General features: G+C 67.3%; 16 protein-coding genes. 6 read left to right on the plus strand and 10 right to left on the minus strand.

All coding sequences use genetic code 11. The features are described from left to right. Positions 1-55 precede the first annotated feature (55 nt). Positions 56-1,324 carry a multidrug effflux MFS transporter gene (locus H7F51_RS10295; protein ID WP_185664221.1) on the plus strand — a complete coding sequence of 423 codons (1,269 nt, stop codon included), beginning with the start codon at positions 56-58 and terminating at the stop codon, positions 1,322-1,324. Here H7F51_RS10295 and H7F51_RS10300 read toward each other — a convergent pair. Genes H7F51_RS10300 through crtY form a run of 4 tightly spaced genes read right to left on the minus strand, consistent with a single transcriptional unit; the run spans position 1,291 to position 5,524 of the window. Then, on the minus strand, positions 1,291-2,265 hold the full coding sequence (locus tag H7F51_RS10300; protein ID WP_185664222.1) for a phytoene/squalene synthase family protein: 975 nt from the start codon (positions 2,263-2,265) through the stop codon (positions 1,291-1,293). The genes H7F51_RS10295 and H7F51_RS10300 overlap by 34 nt on opposite strands. 12 nt (positions 2,266-2,277) lie before the next feature. Further along, the gene (locus H7F51_RS10305) at positions 2,278-2,859 is read right to left on the minus strand and encodes an LOG family protein (RefSeq protein WP_185664223.1); all 582 of its coding nucleotides are present in this window, start codon (positions 2,857-2,859) and stop codon (positions 2,278-2,280) included. Beyond that, on the minus strand, positions 2,856-4,343 hold the full coding sequence (locus H7F51_RS10310; protein ID WP_185664224.1) for a phytoene desaturase: 1,488 nt from the start codon (positions 4,341-4,343) through the stop codon (positions 2,856-2,858). Before H7F51_RS10310 ends, H7F51_RS10305 begins: the two co-directional genes overlap by 4 nt. Then, positions 4,340-5,524: a lycopene beta-cyclase CrtY gene (crtY, locus tag H7F51_RS10315; RefSeq protein WP_185664225.1), complete on the minus strand. Its 1,185-nt coding sequence runs from the start codon at positions 5,522-5,524 to the stop codon at positions 4,340-4,342. Before crtY ends, H7F51_RS10310 begins: the two co-directional genes overlap by 4 nt. 82 nt (positions 5,525-5,606) lie before the next feature. Between crtY and H7F51_RS10320 the strand changes: the two genes are divergently transcribed. Beyond that, positions 5,607-6,218 (plus strand): DUF2585 domain-containing protein, encoded by a 612-nt coding sequence (locus H7F51_RS10320; RefSeq protein ID WP_185664226.1) that lies wholly within the window; start codon positions 5,607-5,609, stop codon positions 6,216-6,218. Here H7F51_RS10320 and H7F51_RS10325 read toward each other — a convergent pair. After that, the gene (locus tag H7F51_RS10325; protein ID WP_185664227.1) at positions 6,215-6,682 is read right to left on the minus strand and encodes an MEKHLA domain-containing protein; all 468 of its coding nucleotides are present in this window, start codon (positions 6,680-6,682) and stop codon (positions 6,215-6,217) included. The genes H7F51_RS10320 and H7F51_RS10325 overlap by 4 nt on opposite strands. A gap of 48 nt (positions 6,683-6,730) precedes the next feature. Then, positions 6,731-6,961 (minus strand): hypothetical protein, encoded by a 231-nt coding sequence (locus H7F51_RS10330; RefSeq protein WP_185664228.1) that lies wholly within the window; start codon positions 6,959-6,961, stop codon positions 6,731-6,733. Between the two features lie 280 nt (positions 6,962-7,241). On the opposite strand from H7F51_RS10330, the gene thiC reads away from it, so the two are divergent. Beyond that, on the plus strand, positions 7,242-9,119 hold the full coding sequence (gene thiC / locus H7F51_RS10335) for a phosphomethylpyrimidine synthase ThiC (RefSeq protein ID WP_185664229.1): 1,878 nt from the start codon (positions 7,242-7,244) through the stop codon (positions 9,117-9,119). Between the two features lie 158 nt (positions 9,120-9,277). On the opposite strand, the gene H7F51_RS10340 is transcribed toward thiC, so the two are convergent. Beyond that, complete coding sequence (locus tag H7F51_RS10340) at positions 9,278-11,053, minus strand: aspartyl protease family protein (RefSeq protein WP_185664230.1); 1,776 nt, start codon at positions 11,051-11,053, stop codon at positions 9,278-9,280. A gap of 237 nt (positions 11,054-11,290) precedes the next feature. On the opposite strand from H7F51_RS10340, the gene H7F51_RS10345 reads away from it, so the two are divergent. Then, positions 11,291-11,818: a hypothetical protein gene (locus H7F51_RS10345; protein ID WP_185664231.1), complete on the plus strand. Its 528-nt coding sequence runs from the start codon at positions 11,291-11,293 to the stop codon at positions 11,816-11,818. 204 nt (positions 11,819-12,022) lie between these two features. Here the strand turns inward: H7F51_RS10345 and H7F51_RS10350 are convergent, their stop codons facing one another. Continuing rightward, entirely contained in the window at positions 12,023-12,307 is a 285-nt protein-coding gene (locus H7F51_RS10350) for a hypothetical protein (protein WP_185664232.1), read from the minus strand. A 427-nt stretch (positions 12,308-12,734) separates the two neighbouring features. Between H7F51_RS10350 and H7F51_RS10355 the strand changes: the two genes are divergently transcribed. Next, the gene (locus H7F51_RS10355; protein ID WP_185664233.1) at positions 12,735-13,169 is read left to right on the plus strand and encodes a glycine zipper 2TM domain-containing protein; all 435 of its coding nucleotides are present in this window, start codon (positions 12,735-12,737) and stop codon (positions 13,167-13,169) included. A gap of 3 nt (positions 13,170-13,172) precedes the next feature. Here H7F51_RS10355 and H7F51_RS10360 read toward each other — a convergent pair whose 3' ends face one another. Then, positions 13,173-14,300: a potassium channel family protein gene (locus tag H7F51_RS10360; protein WP_185664234.1), complete on the minus strand. Its 1,128-nt coding sequence runs from the start codon at positions 14,298-14,300 to the stop codon at positions 13,173-13,175. 211 nt (positions 14,301-14,511) lie between these two features. On the opposite strand from H7F51_RS10360, the gene H7F51_RS10365 reads away from it, so the two are divergent. Beyond that, positions 14,512-16,956, plus strand: a complete 2,445-nt coding sequence (locus H7F51_RS10365) for a TonB-dependent receptor (RefSeq protein WP_185664235.1) — start codon at positions 14,512-14,514, stop codon at positions 16,954-16,956. Positions 16,957-17,016: 60 nt separating this feature from the next. Here the strand turns inward: H7F51_RS10365 and H7F51_RS10370 are convergent, their stop codons facing one another. Next, on the minus strand, positions 17,017-18,087 hold the full coding sequence (locus tag H7F51_RS10370) for a glycosyltransferase family 4 protein (protein WP_185664382.1): 1,071 nt from the start codon (positions 18,085-18,087) through the stop codon (positions 17,017-17,019). Between the last annotated feature and the right edge of the window lie 4 nt (positions 18,088-18,091).

Here is an 18,091-nt window from a genome sequence, read left to right on the forward strand (position 1 = left end):
CAAAGGTTGCAGCATCGGGGCTGGTCTTCGCAGGCGCAACAAGGCATTGGGGGCCATGGCCTCCACTCCCGTCGCATCCGTCCGGAAAGACCGCCTTCCGCTCCCGATCGGGCAGCGCGAGCTGGTCTTCATGCTCGCGCTGACCCAGGCGCTTCAGGCGCTTGCGGTCGATTCCATGCTGCCGGGACTGGCCGACATTGCCCGCGATCTTGCCGTCACCGATCCCAACCGGCGCCAGCTGATCGTCGGTCTCTACCTGTTCGGGGTTGGCTTCGGTTCGCTGATTCCCGGCATGCTTGCCGATCGCTATGGCCGCAAGAAGGTCTTGCTCGTCTGCATCGCTGCCTATGTCGTGATCTGTGCGGCCTGCGCGCTGGTCAACGATTTCACTGTCTTGGCCGGCTTGCGCTTCCTCCAGGGCGTTCTCTGCGCCGGCCTCGCGGTGGTCCCGCCCGCCGTGATCCGCGACCGGTTCGACGGGGACCGCATGGCCAGCCTGCAATCGCTGATCGCGGTGATCTTCCTCGTCGTGCCGATGCTGGCGCCCTCGCTCGGCCAGCTCATCCTGCTCTTCGCGGGCTGGCGCTGGATCTTTGGGCTGATGGCGCTGCTGGGCGCGGGGATGTTCGCCTGGCTTGCCCTGCGCTTGCCTGAAACGCTTCATCCCGAATACCGCCAGCCGATCTCGGTTTCCTCGATCACGCACAACCTGCGCGCCGCCACCACCACCCGCGCCTCGATCGGCTATGTCCTTGCCGGCGCGGCGACCATGGCAGTGATGTGGGGCTACGTGCAGTCGTGCCAGCAATTGCTGGGCGAGCATTTTGGGGTGGGCCGGGCTTTCCCGATCTTCTTCGGCGGCATGGCGATGTGCATCGCTGGGGCCAACTTCACCAATTCCCGGATCGTGGAACGGTTCGGTGCGCGCCGGGTCGGCCACACGGCGCTGCTGGCCTACATCGTTTTTGCCGTGGGACAGTGGATCCTCGCTCACGGCCCGCACGAGACCCTGTGGCAGTTCGTACCGCTGATGACGCTGACGATGATCTGCGGCGGCTTTACGGGTGCCAATTTCAGCTCGATCGCGCTCCAGCCTTTCGCCCGGATGGCGGGAGCGGCCAGCTCGGTCCAGATGTTCATCCGCAACGTGTTGGCGGGCGGCATCGCCGCGATGATCGGGCAGGCCTATGACGGCACGGCCCGGCCGCTGTCCACCGCCATGGTCCTCGCCGGCGTCATTGCCCTGTCGCTGGTCCTGTGGAGCGAGCGGGGCCGCCTGTTCCGCCGCCTCTATCCCGCCGGCACCCCGCGCCCGGAAGCCTGACGGGCCCGCGCCGCCAGCGCGCGCCGGTGCCACTGCGGCCTCGGGCCCTTCGGCTCCGGCCAGGGCAGGGCTTGCCACCACCCCCGCGCAAGGTGGCCGAGCTTTTCCCATTTCCCGGTCGAAACCCGCCGGTCCCAGGCATGGCCCCCACGCGCCGCCACCTTGCGCGCGATCGCGCCATAGATCCCGGCGGCGGCGAGCACTGCCCAGCGCTCGCGAAAGCCCAGCCGCGCCGCGCCGACCCGGGCCGAAGCCTCATAGTCTTCCGCGAGCCGGCACAGCCGCCCGGCCGCGCCCATCAGTGCCTCGCGATAGGGCGGCTTCATCTGCTCGCCGGGGGGAATGTCGGCCTCGGCCAGCCACTCGGCCGGCAGGTAGCAGCGCCCGGCCCGGTCGTCCTCGGCCACGTCGCGCGCGATATTGCCGAGCTGGAACGCGAGGCCGAGGTCGCAGGCCCGGTCGAGCGTGTCCTCGTCATTCGCTGCCACGCCCATGACCACGGCCATCATCACCCCCACGGCGCCCGCCACGTGAAAGCAGTACTGGAGCAGGTCGGCCTCACTACGCGGCGTCCACTCCGCCGCGTCGAGCGCAAAGCCCGCGATCACGTCCTCGGCCATTTCCGCGGTGATCCCGCACTCGGCCGCCACCACGGCAAAGGCATCGAAACTGGGCTCCCCGCTCGGCTCCCCGGCCAGCGCCATGGCGGTCAGCGAGCGGATGCGGGCCAGCCGCTCCGCTGCCCCGGCCTGATCGCCCAGCGCGCCGCCCATGTCCTGCGCATCGGCGAGGTCATCGCAGGCCCGGCACCAGGCATAGAGCAGCCAGACCCGCTCGCGCGTTTCCCGCCCGAACAGGGTCGAGGCCGCGGCGAAGCTCTTCGATCCGCGCGCGATCGTCTCCCGGGCCTGGGCAACAAGGGCAGGGCGGTCGAATGGCATGGCTGAAAAGGACTAGAGGTCCGTCGCCTTCATGCGAAAGATCGGCACGTGCGGCTCATAGGCCGTCATCCGCGTCAGCAGCAGGTCCAGCTCGCGCTCGGCGATGATGATCCCGGTGTGCAATTGCCGGATGAACCCGGTCTCGACCATGTGGCGGTTGAAGGCCAGCAGGTGGTCGAAGAAGCCATAGGCGTTGAGCAGGCCCACCGGCTTGTCATGATAGCCCAGCTGAGACCAGCTCACCGCCTCCCACAGCTCGTCCATCGTTCCCACCCCGCCGGGCAGGGTCAGGAACCCGTCGGAAAGGTCGGTGAAGGCCTGCTTGCGGGCGTGCATGTTGGGCACCACCTGCAGCACCGAGCAGTCCGGGTTGGCGATCTCCGCCCCGGCCAGCGCCTCGGGGATCACTCCGATCACCTCGCCGCCCGCTTCCAGCGCGGCGGCGGCGACCGCGCCCATCAGCCCCCTGCGCCCGCCGCCATAGACCACGCCGATCCCGCGCTCGGCGAGCGTGCGCCCCACGGTCTCGGCCAGTTCCATGTAGCGCGGGTCTTCGGGCGTGGCCGATCCGCAATAGACCGCAATCCGCTTCATGACAGGTCCTCCAGCATAAGTCCGGCCGTGGCCTTGGCGCTGCCCACCACGCCGGGGATGCCCGCGCCCGGATGCGTGCCCGCGCCGACGAGGTACAAGTTGCGCAGCCGGTCATCGCGGTTGTGCCCGCGAAACCACGCGCTCTGGGTCAGGATCGGCTCAAGGCTGAAGGCGCTGCCCATATAGGCGTTGAGGTCGAGCGTGAAATCGCGCGGGGCATAGTGGAACTTGGTCACGATCCGGTCGTGGATGTCGGGGATCAGCCGCCGGCCCACCTCGTCGAGGATGCGCTTCTCCAGCAGCGGCCCGACCTGTTCCCAGTCGATCGTCAGCTTGCCGGTGTGCGCCACCGGGATCAGCGCATAGAACGTGCTCTTGCCCGGCGGCGCCACGCTCGGGTCGGTCACGCTCGGGTGGTGGAGATAGATCGAGAAGTCGTGGGGCAGAACGCCGTGGCCGTAGATGTCGTCGAGCAGCCCTTTGTAGCGCGGGCCGAACAGGATCATGTGGTGCGGAATTCCCGGCCATGTCCCCTCGATCCCGAAATGGACCACGAACAGGCTCGGCGAAAAGCGCTTGCCCGCCAGCTTGCGCCCGTGCGCCGCCGCCGCCGGGGTGTCCTTCAGCAGGTCGCGGTAGGTGTGGACGATGTCGGCATTGCTGGCCACGGCCTCGAACCGCTCGCGCCAGCCGCTCTGGCATTCCACCTCGCTCACCCTGTCGCCGAAGGTGTGGATCGCGGTGACCGGATCGTGCAGGCGGATGGTCCCGCCCAGCCGCTCGAACAGGCGCACCATGCCCGCGATCAGCCGGTTGGTCCCGCCCTTGGCCCACCAGACCCCGCCGTCCTTCTCCAGCTTGTGGATCAGGGCATAGATCGAGCTGGTGGTCATCGGGTTGCCGCCCACCAGCAGGGTGTGAAACGAGAGCGCCTCGCGCAGCTTCTCGCTCTTCACATAGCTGGAAACGATCGAATAGACCGAACGCCAGGCTTGGTGCTTGATCAGCGCGGGCGCCGCCTTGACCATCTGCGCGAAGTCGAGGAACGGCACCGAGCCCAGCTTGACGTAGCCTTCCTGGTAGACCCCGGCGGCATAGCGCAGGAAGGCAAGGTAGCCCTCCCAGTCTCCTGGGGCCACGCGGCCGATCTCGGCGCGCAGGGCACCGTCGTCGTTGGAATAGTCGAAATTGGTCCCGTCGGGCCAGTTGAGCCGGTAGAACGGCATGACCGGCATCAGTTCGACGTCTTCGGAAATGTGCCGCCCCGACAGGGCCCACAGTTCCTCGAGACAGGCCGGATCGGTGATCACAGTCGGCCCGGCATCGAAGGTAAAGCCGTCCCGCTCCCAGAAATAGGCGCGCCCGCCCGGCTTGTCGCGCGCCTCGATCACGGTGGTCGCGATCCCCGCCGATTGCAGGCGGATCGCCAGCGCCAGTCCGCCAAAGCCCGATCCGATCACGCAGGCGCGCCGTGCCCCGCTCATGCCGCCAGCTCCAGCCGTGCCAGCGGGGCCTGCCCGGTCAGCGCGCTCAGGGCCGCGCCGAGGGGCACGGGCGGCCTGCCGGTGAGGATGCGGGCCTTGTCCGTCATTGTGCTCCTGCCCGCATAGAACCGTTCGATCAGGCCGGGGGCCAGCCGGTAGAATCGCTCCAGCACCCTGTGGCGCTCATCGGGCGCGGCCGCGCCGAACAACATGGCCGAGAGCATCCGGTAAAAGCGTCCCTCGCGCCAGTGCCGCTCGGCCGAGGCGCGCGACAGGGCCAGCAGCCCCGCGCCGCCGAGGTCCGCCGTCGCCGCCACTTCGAGGGCAAAGCGCACGGCAAACGGCAGTGAATAGGAGGTGAGGGGGTGGAACAGGGCGGCGCGCACGCCCGCAAGAGCCACGCCGTGGTCGCTCGCGGCGCGAAAAGCCCGCCAGTCGCCGCCCGCGACCACCGGCAGGACCCCGGTCTCCTCGCTCTCGATTTCGGCGATCGCCCAGCCCTGCGCCTCGGCATAGGCCGCGATCCGCCCGCGCAGGGCGGGCAGGTCGAGCGCCGGTCCATCGGCGTAATAGGTATCCTCGATGAACACGCGGTCGGCGGCGAAGGGCAGCGAATAGACGAAGCGGAACCCGTCGATCTGGGCCACGCTGGCATCCATCACCATCGGCCGCGCCAGCCCGTGCGGGCTCGCGGTGCGCACCATCTGCCCGAGGAACTTCTGCCATCCGCCCACGAGATGCGGCAGGCTCGCCGCGCCGCGCGCGTCAATCACCCCGCCCACGGCCAGCTTGCGCCCATCGGCCAACCGCACGAAATCCGGGCCCGCTTCGGCCACCGCAGCCCCGGTCAGGATCGCGCCGGGGGGCAGGGCCTCGCGCAGCACGGCGCCGAGCCGCGCGCTGGTAATCGAGCGGTATGCACTGGCCAGTTCCCGCTCATGCCCGGCAAAGCGCACCGAATAGCCCGGCCAGCGCGCTGCCACCATCGGCTCGACCAGCGCCGCCCCTTCCGGCGAAAGGTCCGAGGCGAAGAACGACCAGACATGGTTGCCGCCCAGCGCCGCACCCTGTTCGATCAGGACGACGCGGACCTGCGGGCGCAGCTTCGCCAACGCGAGCGCGATGAGGCCCCCGCTGAGACCGCCCCCCAGCACGGCAATGTCTGCGTCCCGCTGTTGCATTGCCCGCCACCTTAAACCGCCTTGGGCCGAGCGCAAGGCATGCGCTGGACTTGTCGCCCGGCAATGGCGTACCGGGCGGAGCATGGGGGCCACACGGAATCGATCGCGCCGCAGCCTGCTTCCGGGCAGCAATGGCTGGCTGCTCGCCGTCCTGATCGCACTCGCGGTCGGCGCGGCCGAACTGTTGATGGGCCGCGCGCCGATCTGCCGCTGCGGCACGGTCAAGCCGTGGTGGGGCGTGGTCCACTCCAGCCAGAACAGCCAGCACATTGCCGACTGGTATTCGTTCAGCCACGTCATCCACGGCCTGCTGTTCTACGCCGCGGCGCACCTTTTGTGGCGGCGCTGGAAGCTGCTCGGCGGCAATCCTTCCGCCCGGGCGCTGCCGATTGCCGTCGCCTTCGAGGGCTTCTGGGAATTGCTGGAAAACTCGCCGGTGATCATCAACCGCTACCGCGCGGTCACGATCTCGTGGGGCTACGCGGGCGACAGCGTGGTCAATTCGCTGGCCGACATCGGCTTCATGGCGCTCGGCTTCATCCTCGCCGCGCGCCTGCCGGTCCGCGCCTCGATCGCGCTGGCGATTGGCTTCGAGCTGTTCACCCTCGTCATGATCCGCGACAACCTGACGCTCAACGTGCTGATGCTGGTCTCGCCGGTCGAGGCGATCCGCCACTGGCAGGCCGGGGCCTAAAGCTCCGTCCAGCGGTCAAAGGCCGCCGCCTGCCCGCGCACCGTGCCCTCCGCGTCGACAAGGTTCCACACCGTGGCCTGCTCGATCCGGAACCGCGCGCCCGTCGCCGCGATCCGCACCCCGGCATAATCAGCGATGAACCCGTCCCGGCTCACCCGCTCCAGCAGCGCCTGCCGCTCCTCGCGCAGCGGCGCCTCGGCCGAAAACCGGCTTGGCAAGCCCACGAACCGCTCCACCGGACAGGCAAACCGCGCCAGCGCCGCCGCATTGCCGAAGAAGAACAACGGGTCCGCCTCGGTCCCGTGCGCCACGATCACTATCGGGGCCTCCCACAGCGCCCGCACGACATCGCCGCCGGGACCGACCAGCGGCCGTCCCAGCAATCGCGCATGACTCTCCGCGATCAGCGCAATCTGCGCGGCAATCTCGGGCGCGCGGTAACAGGGCGGGACGGCGGACCACATGATCCGCCGTCCTGAAGCCCGCGCGCGGCCAAGGCAAGCGCCTTGCCATCAGGCCTTGCGCTTGGTCACCTTGTGCTTGGCCGCGGCCTTGGCCACCTTGTGGTGCCGCATCGCCTTCTTGTGCGCCGCCGTGTGCCCGGCCGGGCGCTGCATGCAGTTGTCGGTCACCTTGGCCGAGCAGAACGGCACGGCCTCGTCGGCCAGGGCCGGCGTCGCAAGGACGGCCACCGCGCCTGCGCCCATCAGCGCCAGCAGCGAGCGGGAAAGGTTCATGGTCATGGCATTTCACTCCGCCTGCTCCCATCCGGTCCCGACCCTGCGCCCCTCCGCATTATCCCGCCTATTCCGCACGATTAAGCTTTGGTCATCTCGCCCCGCCGCAAGCCCGCTTGCCAGCCGGGGATGACACGCCTAAACCCGCGCCATCCCCGGGGAGCGCGCCTGCGCTGAGAGGGGCGGATGGCACCGCCCGACCCGTCGAACCTGAACCCGTTAGCACGGGCGGAGGGAAGGGCACTGGTCGCCGCCATCGCCCCCTTTCGCCGATAGAGGAGCGCCCATGGCCGACATCAATTCCAAGCTCGAGATCGGCGTCACCACCGGCCCGATCCGTGGCTCTGCCAAGATCCACGTCCCCAGCCCGCGTCTCCCCGGCGTCGCCGTCGCCATGCGCGAGATTCACCTCGAGCCCGGCTCGGGCGAGCCCCCCGTCCGCGTCTATGACACCTCGGGCCCCTATTCCGACCCCCAGGCGAGCATCGACATCAAGGCCGGCCTGCCCACCCTGCGCCGCGACTGGATCCTCGCCCGCGGCGACGTGGAGGACTATGACGGCCGCGCCATCAAGCCGGAAGACAACGGCCAGCTCGGCCCCGATCGCTCCGGCGGCGTCCCCCCGTTCCCCAAGGTCGTCACCCGCCCCCTGCGCGCCAAGACGGGCCAGAACGTCTCGCAGATGCACTACGCCCGGCAGGGCATCATCACGCCCGAGATGGAATATGTCGCCATCCGCGAGAACCTGGGCCGCGCCGCGCTCAAGGAACAGCTGATCCGCGATGGGCAGGACTGGGGGGCGGAAATCCCCGATCACGTCACCGCCGAATTCGTGCGCGATGAAGTGGCGCGCGGCCGCGCCATCATCCCCTCCAACATCAACCACCCCGAATCCGAGCCGATGGCGATCGGCCGCAACTTCCTGGTCAAGATCAACGCCAACATCGGCAACTCCGCCGTCGCCTCCGACGTCGCCAGCGAAGTCGACAAGATGGTCTGGTCGATCCGCTGGGGCGCCGACACGGTGATGGACCTTTCCACGGGCCGCAACATTCACGACACCCGCGAATGGATCCTGCGCAACTCGCCCGTGCCGATTGGCACCGTGCCGATCTACCAGGCCCTCGAAAAGGTCGGCGGCATCGCCGAAGACCTCACCTGGGAAGTGTTCCGCGATACCCTGATCGAACAGGCCGAGCAGGGGGTGGACTATTTCACCATCCACGCCGGCGTCCGCCTGCCCTACATCCCGCTCACCGCCAAGCGCGTCACCGGCATCGTCAGCCGCGGCGGCTCGATCATGGCCAAGTGGTGCCTCGCCCATCACAAGGAATCGTTCCTCTACGAACGCTTCGACGAGATCACCGAGATCATGAAGGCCTACGACGTCGCCTACTCGCTGGGTGACGGCCTGCGCCCCGGCTCCATTGCCGACGCCAACGACGAAGCCCAGTTCGCCGAACTCTACACCCTGGGCGAGCTCACCAAGCGCGCCTGGGCGCAGGACGTCCAGGTGATGATCGAAGGCCCCGGCCACGTGCCGATGCACAAGATCAAGGAGAACATGGACAAGCAGCTCGCCGCCTGCGGCGAAGCCCCGTTCTACACCCTCGGGCCCCTCGTGACCGACATCGCCCCCGGCTACGATCACATCACCAGCGGCATCGGCGCCGCCATGATCGGCTGGTTCGGCACGGCCATGCTCTGCTACGTCACGCCCAAGGAACACCTCGGCCTGCCTGACCGCGACGACGTCAAGGTCGGCGTGGTCACCTACAAGCTCGCCGCTCACGCCGCCGATCTCGCCAAGGGCCACCCCGCAGCGAAGGTGCGCGACGATGCCCTGTCTCGCGCCCGCTTCGATTTCCGCTGGCGCGACCAGTTCAACCTGTCGCTCGATCCCGAAACGGCCGAACAGTACCACGACCAGACCCTGCCCGCCGAAGGCGCCAAGACCGCACACTTCTGTTCCATGTGCGGCCCCAAGTTCTGCTCGATGAAGATCACGCAGGAAGTGCGCGAATTCGCCGCCAAGCAGAACCAGGCCCCTGAAACCTTCCTCGCCGCCGAGGAAGCCGAGGCTGGCATGGCCGAAATGAGCCGGGTTTATAACGAAGGCGGGCGTGAGCTCTACATCGGTGCGGGCGGGCGAGAGCACGACTGATCCTCCCCGTTTTTGCGCAGTACAAACGGGGAGGGGGACCATCCGGCCCCGCCGGATGGTCCAGGGGCCAAAACCCCACCTCCCAAAGTGGCAACCCCCGTCACCCCGGCCTTGAGCCGGGGTCCCGCTATCCTGCGCGAGGCACCAAGCCGCCCGCTTCAGATCCCGTAGCGCTGGAACAGCCCGGCGATCTCGGGATTGCTGTCCATGGCAGCCTTCAAGTCGCTTCGTCCCGCCTCGGCTTGACCGCTGCGCTCTCGGGCGAGGCCCAACCCATAGCGCGACCATGCCAGGCCTGGCACTTCAGCCAACACCTTTTCATAGGCTGAAATCGCCGCAGGATATTGCTTCAGCCTGAGCAGGGTCAGCCCCATGCTGTCGAGATAGGACGCCTTCGCGCCGTCGCGCTTGATCGCCGTGCGGCAGTCGGCCAGCGCTTCGTCGAGAAGCTGGTTCGCCAGGGTCCGCGCCCAGCACCGGGCGTTGAGGCCCGATCCCAGATCGGCATCGTTGCGGTGTAAGTCGACCCAGCGGTCGAGCAGCGGCAGGGCCGCGGCCGGCTGCTCCAGCTCGATCAGGAAAGAGGCGACCGCCCGGCTCTTGTCGGACCCGGCGGGTACCCGGTCCCGCGCCGCGGCAATGTCTTCGTCGCTTCCCTTGCGGTCCGTGTGGGCCAGCCGCAACCCCGCGCGCATCAGGCGGGCGTCGATGTCAGCGGGGTCTGAGGCGATCGCCTTGTCGAGGTCGCCAAGGGCCGCATCGTCCTGCTTGAGTTCCCGATGCACCCGGGCCCGGGCGAGGTGCCAGCCGGCCCTGTCCGGGCCCATGGTGATGGCCCTGTCAAGGTCGGCCAGCGCCGCCGCCGGCTCCCCCCGCGCCAGCAGGGCCTGGCCGCGCAGGGCAAAGTCCTCTGCCGTCTTCGGGCCATCTTCGCCAGCAGTCGCGATCTGGTCCAGCGCCGATTGCTTCGGCGGCTTGCCCAGCGCAAAGATCCGCCCGCCATTGTAGGTGAAGTAGATCTTGTGCTGGCTGTTGGCGATGAAGATGTGATGGGCGAGGAAGAAGTCCGCCCCGAGGAGCATGTCCGGGCCGTCACTGCCACCGATCGTCCCGTCCATCACCTGCATCTGGGTGTGCTGGATCGTTTCCGTGCCGATCGTGAAGGTGTCGACCGGCACGATCCAGCTCTGATAGGCCTTCGTTCCGAAGCCACTGGTCATCCCGCCCGGCTTGGCCTGGGGCCCATCCAGCTTGATCCCCGCGCGTTCGGCGGCCGGACGGGTGAGGACGGTCGTCGGTGCACCGGTATCGAGCACGGCCCTGACCGACTTGCCGTTGATCGTCACGTCGACCACCGTGCTGCGGCTGAGGCGCCCATCGCTCGGCCTGATGTCGGCAACCTGGAAATTGCCGTCCTTGGTCCAATAGGCCATGGCCACCTTCCCGCACCCCTGCGGCCTGAGCAGCCGCATCTTGCCGTGGGCGAGGTCCGCATCGAGATCGACGGCATTGAGCAGGTTGGAGCCGATCAGGCCGGTCCCGGCATCCGATCCACCGACGATGAACTCAACATTGTGCAGCGTCCCGCCAAGGATGCCGAATTCCTTGATCCTTGCGACTTCCAGCGCGAAACTGCCGCCGATCCCCACGCCGCGCATTCCCGGCGGGGCCGCGTCCAGCTTGAGCCCAAGGGCATCGGCATTGGCGCGCGACATGGTGTTGAAGAACGCCCCGGTGTCGAGGATGAAGCGCGCGTCCTGCCCGTTGACCTTGATCACCGTCGTCGGTCGGAGGCCTTGCATGTCCACGGCCAGCGTGCCGAAATTGTCGACGCGGCACTCGGCGGCCGAAGCAGGCTCTGCCGCCAGCCCGGCCGCTGCGCCCGAAGCAAGCAGGATTGACCACAGGTATTTGGCGCAGGTGGAGTTTCTCATGGCAAAATCCGCGGTGGTCAATAATTTACGCAGTAACTGGAATCTATGCTTTGGAAACGCAATATATAATTGACACGGTTTCGGTGCTGGCGCGCGGTCATGCGGTCCCGTCCGCGCTTTCCTACAGGGCGCCATTTTGGTTATTTTGCGGAAATGATCAAACCAAAATACACCCTCCCCAAACCCATCCCCTCAACCCCGCGCCACGCCGACACCAACAAATGGTGCGCGTCCCGCATGGCCGATTTCCTCCGCGCGCTTGCCGGCACGCACTGCGTCCATAGCGCGGCAAGGTCCGTCGGCATGTCGCGCCAGTCGGCCTATCGCCTCCGCGCGCGGCTCAAGGGCGAACCGTTCGACATCGCCTGGGAAGCCGCCTTCCAGCACACTTACGATGCCTTGGCCCAGGCCGCGCTCGAACGCGCGCTGCATGGGGTCGAGGTGCCGGTGTTCCACAAGGGCGAACAGGTCGGCGCATACCGGAAATATGACGAGCGGCTGACCGCCTTCCTGCTTGCCCGCCGCAACATGTTCGGCGCGCAGAAGCTGGGCCGCTATACGGCGGCGGCCGAATACTGGTCCGAACGGTGGGAGCGGATGTTGGCCATGGTCGAGCATGGCCCGGTGCATTGGCTGCAGGAGGATGGCACGCCCCATGATGCCGAAAGCCGGCGCGAAGCGGACGAGCGCGATGCCGCTGCCCTCGAGGCGCGCCATGTCGACGATATCGTCATCCGCACCTGCGGTCCGCTGCGGGATGACTGATCGGCTGGTCCGCCCGCGCCCCCGCGGACGGGCGGGAAAGGCGATTCCGTTGGAAAAGTGTCACCCATGCACTCTCTGGGCACGCCAAATGATTTCAGGCACTTGGCCACAAACGGGAAGGGCGGGAAGGTGACAGTGGTGTCACCTTCCCGCCCTTTATCCCGATCGGTCCGGGGCCTTGTTCAGCCCCGGTCCTCACGCCGCTCAGCGCATGGCCAGCGAGGAGCCCTTGGCTTCGGCCGTGGTGAAGGTCACCGGCTGGTAGCCGAAGTTCCCGGTCACCACGCCGTCCTTGACGACGAGGCGGAACGCGCGGTTGTCGGCGGTGCCCGAGAGGACGGTGGCGCCCTTTTCCTCGGTCTTGGTGTAGGTGTACTTCACGCCGTCGCGGACAAAGGTCTTGGCCTCATCAGCCTGGGCGACAGCGGGGAGAGCAAGGGCAGCAGCCGGAACGAGCAGGAGGGCCTTGCGGAAGAGGTTGTTGATCATGGCAATTTCCTTCGGTTTGAGAGGATCTTGCCTCGGGCATCTCGTATGTTGTGCCCCCACTTTACGATTGTTGCGCTGGCGAGCAATTGCCTTGTGCAGTGCAGCAATTGCATCCTTCGCAACTGCCTGCGCCAAAATGCGTACTGTCTCTGCCATGTTTCACGAAATGGCGGATTGGCGTAATAAAGCTGCGCGAGGATGGGTGCCGGCCGTCTCTATCTGTCGCAATGTTAACGATTGGACCGGGCGCGCTTTGCCCCGGCAGGGGTGGCGCAGGCGAAGATCGCTCTATTCCAGAGCCGAATCGCCTTCATTCGCGGCCGCCTTCGCGCGGTGCGGCCTCGGGGCCGGAACCGCGGGGCCCAAGGATCATTCTTTCCCTGTCCAGCGGAGGGAGGGCCGCACACGCGAAAAGAGAGGAAAAACGATGTCCCGGCTGATGCTACTCCCCCTCGCAGCTGCAGCATTCGTGGGAGGCTGCGCCACCACAGACCAGTACGGCTCCGACAACAGCTACGGCTATTACAACCGTGGTTATTACGACCGCTACGGTCGTTACGACTACAACAACCCCGATCCGCGCTACAACGGCTACTATGCCGACAATTACTACACCCGCGACCGCCGTTATCGTGAACGGACCCTGTCGAGCGACGACCGCATCTATCGCGGGCGTGACGGCCGCTACTACTGCCGCCGTTCCGACGGCACCACCGGCCTGATTGTCGGCGGCATCGCGGGCGGCATCATCGGCAACATCATCGCGCCGGGCGATTCCAAGACCCTCGGCACGGTGATCGGCGCGATCGGCGGCGCCGCCGTCGGTGCCGCGGCGGATTCCGGCTCGACCCGCTGCCAGTAGCCTCTAGAACCGGGGCGATAGTCCCCGGCCCACCGGACCCGGCTGGCGCGGCGCATTGAACACCGCGCCGGCCGCGACCCGGCTGCCCCGGATCACCAGGACGACCGTGTCGCCGCCCTCGATCCGGACGTCCTCGCCGGGATGGATGAAGCTCTGGCCCCCGGCACTCTGGCCGCCCGCGCGGTCGATCTGGACGATGAAGAACGCACCCCCGCCGCGCCGTTCGGCGTCGGCCACGGTCTCTCCCGCCAGGGCCGAACTCGCCGGAACGTCCACCGCTTCGACTTCCAGCCCGAATTCGTGCAGGCCGCGCTTGAGGTCCCTGAGCTGGGCGCTTTCCCCGAGGAAGCGCGCCGTGGTCGGATAGATGATCATCTCGGCGATCCGCTCTGCCCCGATGTGGGTCGGCAGGACCACCTTGTCGGCCCCGGCGTGGATCAGCTTGCTCTCGGTCGTCGGCAATTCGCCGCGCGCGATGATCTCCAGCCGCGGATTGAGGTTGCGGGCCGAGAGGGTGATGAACACGTTGGTCGCATCGTCCGGCAGAACGGTCGCCAGCACCCGCGCCCGTTCGATCCCGGCCTGCTTGAGAGAGGCCTCGTCCGTCGCATCGGCGGCAAGGGTGAGGAAGCCGAGCGCCTCGGCCTCGGCAATGCGCGCCGCGCTGCGCTCCACCACGATGAACTGGGCGCGCGCCGCCGCCAGCTCCTTGGCAAGCTGGACGCCGATGCGGCCGAACCCGCAGATGATGGCATGGTCGCTCAGGCGTTCGATCTGGGTCTGCATGCGGTCGATCCCTAGCAGGCTGCGCAGCTGGTAATGGGCAAAGACCTGCACCAGCGCACCGGTCAGCACGATCATCCCGGTACAGCCCAGTACGATCGTGGCAATGGCAAGCGCGCGCAGGTAAGGCGTGTCGATCGGATGAACTTCGCCATAGCCGACCGAAAAGATGGTGAGCGTAACCATATAGGCCGCATCGCCCAGCGACCATCCCGCAGCCATGAAACCGGCCACCGCCGCGAGATAGACGAACGCCATATAGACCAGCGTCCGCAGCAGGTTCTGCAGCGGATTGCCGAAAGCTGCATCGGCGGCCTGCCTGATTACGCGGTTGCCCTGTTTCGCCATATGTCCCGTCCTGACGTTTCACTGGCCGGATGCCCGGTGCTTGTCCAGTGGGCGGCAGAAAGCAGGCGGCCGCGACGGGCGGTGAGAGGGGGGAAGCTTTTGCACAATAACAATCGATTGCAGAAATGTGTTGCAATCGATTTAATAAGGGTTATGACCCTAGCCAAGGCCGAAACAGGCCTGCACTTGGGAACAGCATCGGGAGGATGCCATGAACAAAACTGCTCTGAACACGTGTGGTTCTGCCTTCGCGCTTGGCTGGATGGCCTTGGCGGCGCCAGCTTCGGCGCAAACTGTCGATCAGGTCCCGGCCACCGAAGAGGCGCCAGCCGAGGAAATCGTCGTCACCGGCGTGGCGCGCGCCGCCAACCGGCTCGACAGTTCGATTTCGGTGAGCGCGATCGGCGCCCAGGCGATTGCCGAGGCTGCGCCGCGTTCCGCCGCCGAACTGTTCCGCTCGCTGCCGGGAATTCGCTCGGAAAGCTCGGGCGGCGAGGGCAACGCCAACATCCAGATGCGCGGCATTCCGATCTCGACCGGCGGGGCCAAGTTCCTGCAGATCCAGGAAGATGGCCTGCCCGTGCTGGAATTCGGCGACATCGCCTTCGGCAATGCCGACATCTTCATGCGTATCGATGGCAATATTGCCCGGGTCGAGGCCGTGCGCGGCGGTTCGGCCTCGACCTTCGCCTCAAATTCGCCGGGAGGGATCATCAACCTGATCAGCAAGACCGGCGACCGCGCCGGCGGCGCCGTTCAGGCCTCGGTCGGCGTGGACTACGGCGAATACCGGGTCGATGGCGACTATGGCGGCGCGCTGGGCGAAAACCTGACGTTCCATGTCGGCGGGTTCTACCGGCAGGGTGAGGGGCCGCGCCGCGCCGGCTATGACGGCAACAAGGGCGGCCAGATCCGTGGCAACATCACCCGTACGTTCTCGGGCGGGTTCTTCCGGGTCAACTTCAAGTACCTCAACGATCGCGCCATCGCCTATATGCCGAGCGCGGTACGGGTGACCGGCAGCAATGCCAGCCCGACCTGGACCGCGCTGCCGGGCCTCAGCCCGCAGAATGATGCGATCCAGTCGGTCTATTTCACTCGCGCGGTTGGCCTCGACGGCGCGAACAACCGCGTGACCGACGATATACGCGACGGCATGCACCCGGTGGTCAAGGCGCTCGGCTTTGAGTTCGAGGACGAGTTTGCCAAGGGCTGGACGGTCAACAACAAGTTCCGTTACGCCGATATCTCCGGCCGCTTCATCGCGCCCTTCACCGCTACGGTCGACACGGTCCAGAACCTTTCGGCCGCGATCGGCGGCACCGGGGCCACGGCTGTCTATGCCAATGGGCCGAGCGCCGGGCAGGCCGTTTCGCCCAGCGCCAATGCCTTCGGCATCGTGCTGTTCAACACCAAGCTCAATGCGCTGGACAACATCACCAACGACCTGCGGCTCAGCCATGCGGCCGACCTTGGCGGCGGCAAGCTTGACCTGTCGGTCGGCTTCTACAAGTCGCGCCAGAAGATCGACATGGACTGGACCTGGTCGTCCTACCTGCTGGAGGCGAAGGGCGATAATGCGGCGCTGATCAACGTGAAGAATGCGGCCGGGGCCTTGCAGACCGACAATGGCCTGATCGCCTACGGCGCTTCGTTCTTCGGTGATTGCTGCCGGCGCACCTACAAGCTGACGTTCGACACCAATGCGCCTTATGCCCAGCTGTCGTGGAACAGCGGCGCGCTGACCCTCGACAGCTCGCTGCGCTACGACTTCGGCCATGCCGGGGGCTATGTCGCCGGTGACGGCGGGGTTTCCAGCTACGACGTCGACGGCAACGGCACGATCTCGGTGCCCGAGACGAAGACTACCCTGATGCCGCTGACCGCGCGGCGGCCGGTGAATTACGACTATCACTACTGGTCCTACTCGGTCGGTGCCAACTACCGCATCGGGGCCGATCTCTCGGTCTTCGCGCGCTACAGCCGGGGCGGCCGCGCCAATGCGGATCGCTACGTGTTCGGCGGCAATACCAGCGCGGTGACCGGGGCCCTGCTGCCCGGCGCGCGGCCGGTGGACTTCGTGCGCCAGGCCGAGGCCGGGGTGAAGTACCAGACCCCCTCGCTCCAGCTCTACGCCACCGGCTTCTGGGCCAGGACCGAGGAGCAGAACTACGAGGCGACGACCCAGAAGAGCACGGCCAAGACCTACCGTGCCTATGGCCTCGAACTCGAGGGCAATTACCGCTCGGGCGGCTTCACCCTCGCGGCGAGCGGCACGCTGACTTCGGCCAGGATCCTCGCCTCCAACACGGCGGCCGAGGTGGGGCACCGCCCGCGCCGGCAGGCCGAGTTCACGTACCGGGTCAGCCCGTCCTACAGCGCCGGGATGTTCAGTCTCGGCGCCAGCCTGGTTGGTACGACTTCGAGCTACACCCAGGACGACAACCAGCTCAAGATGCCCGGCTACACTGTGGTCAACGCATTCGTCACGGTGCGCCCGGTCGAGCGGGTCTCGCTCTCGCTAAGCGCCAACAACCTGTTCGACGTGGCTGGCTATACCGAGGCGGAAGAAGGCTCGATCCCGGCGAACGGTATTGTCCGGGCCCGTTCGATCAACGGCCGCACGTTGCTTGCCTCGCTGCGCTACGACTTCTGAGCGAAGCTGGCTGCAAGGCCGGACGAGGGGAGGGTGCCGCGGCATCCTCCCCTTTTCGCGTCAGGCCGGCTCGAAGGCCTTGGCCTGACGCCCGGCGAGCGCCCCGGTCAGTGCGGCGATGAACTGGTCGGTCGCCTTCTCCCAGGTGAAGCGGGCGCCGTAGACCGCCGCCGCCTTGCGGTCGAGCCGCAGGGCCTTGCGTACCGCGACCGCGATGTCCCGGTCGAGCGCGGAAAAGGTCGCCGGGAGCGGGTCGAACTGGCCGCGCCCATCGGCGCCCAGCACGTCGAGCGGACCGGCGACCGGCAGGGCCGCCACCGGCAGCCCGCAGGCGAGCGCCTCGATCACCACCAGCCCGAAGGTATCGGTCCGGCTCGGAAAGACGAAGACGTCTGCCGCGCGGTAGGCATTGGCAAGGTCATCGCCGGCAAGCGCCCCGGTGAACACCGCTTGCGGGTAGAGGGCGCGAAGGCGCTCAAGATCCGGGCCGTCGCCGACCACCACCTTGGTGCCGGGCAGGTCGGCCGAGAGAAACGCCTCGAGGTTCTTTTCCGGCGCGACCCGGCCAACGTTGAGCATGATCGGGCGGGGCAGGTCGGCCAGGGCCGGGTGGCGATCGCCGACAGGGCGGAAGGTCCACCCGTCAATTCCGCGTCCCCAGGGCGCGACCGGACCGATGCCGCGCTGTTCAAGCTCGGCGGCAAGGCTCGGCGTGGAGACGAGCACGGCGCGGCTCGGCTGGTGGAAGCGGCGCATGAGCGGCCAGAAGCGTTCGGCGTCTATCCCGGTGCGCAGGGCGAGATAATCGGGAAAGCGGGTATGAAATGCGCTGGTGAAGCCAATCCCGCGCGCCTTGCACCAGCCTCGCGCCGCCCAGCCGATGGGGCCTTCGGTGGCAATGTGGACGATGTCGGGCGCGAAGCTGTCCAGCAGGCGGCGCGCGGCGAAACGCGGGGCCAGCGCCAGGCGGATCTGGCTGTATCCGGGCAGCGGCAGGGTAGTGAAGCGCTGCGGGGTGATCAGTTCCACTTCGTAGCCGCGCCGGTCGAGTTCGGCCACGGTCGCGGCCAGGCTGCGGACCACGCCGTTGACTTGCGGGAACCAGGCGTCGGTGGCGATGGCGATGCGCAGCGGG

Origin of the sequence: Novosphingobium flavum, assembly GCF_014230315.1 — a bacterium.
Lineage (GTDB): Bacteria > Pseudomonadota > Alphaproteobacteria > Sphingomonadales > Sphingomonadaceae > Novosphingobium > Novosphingobium flavum.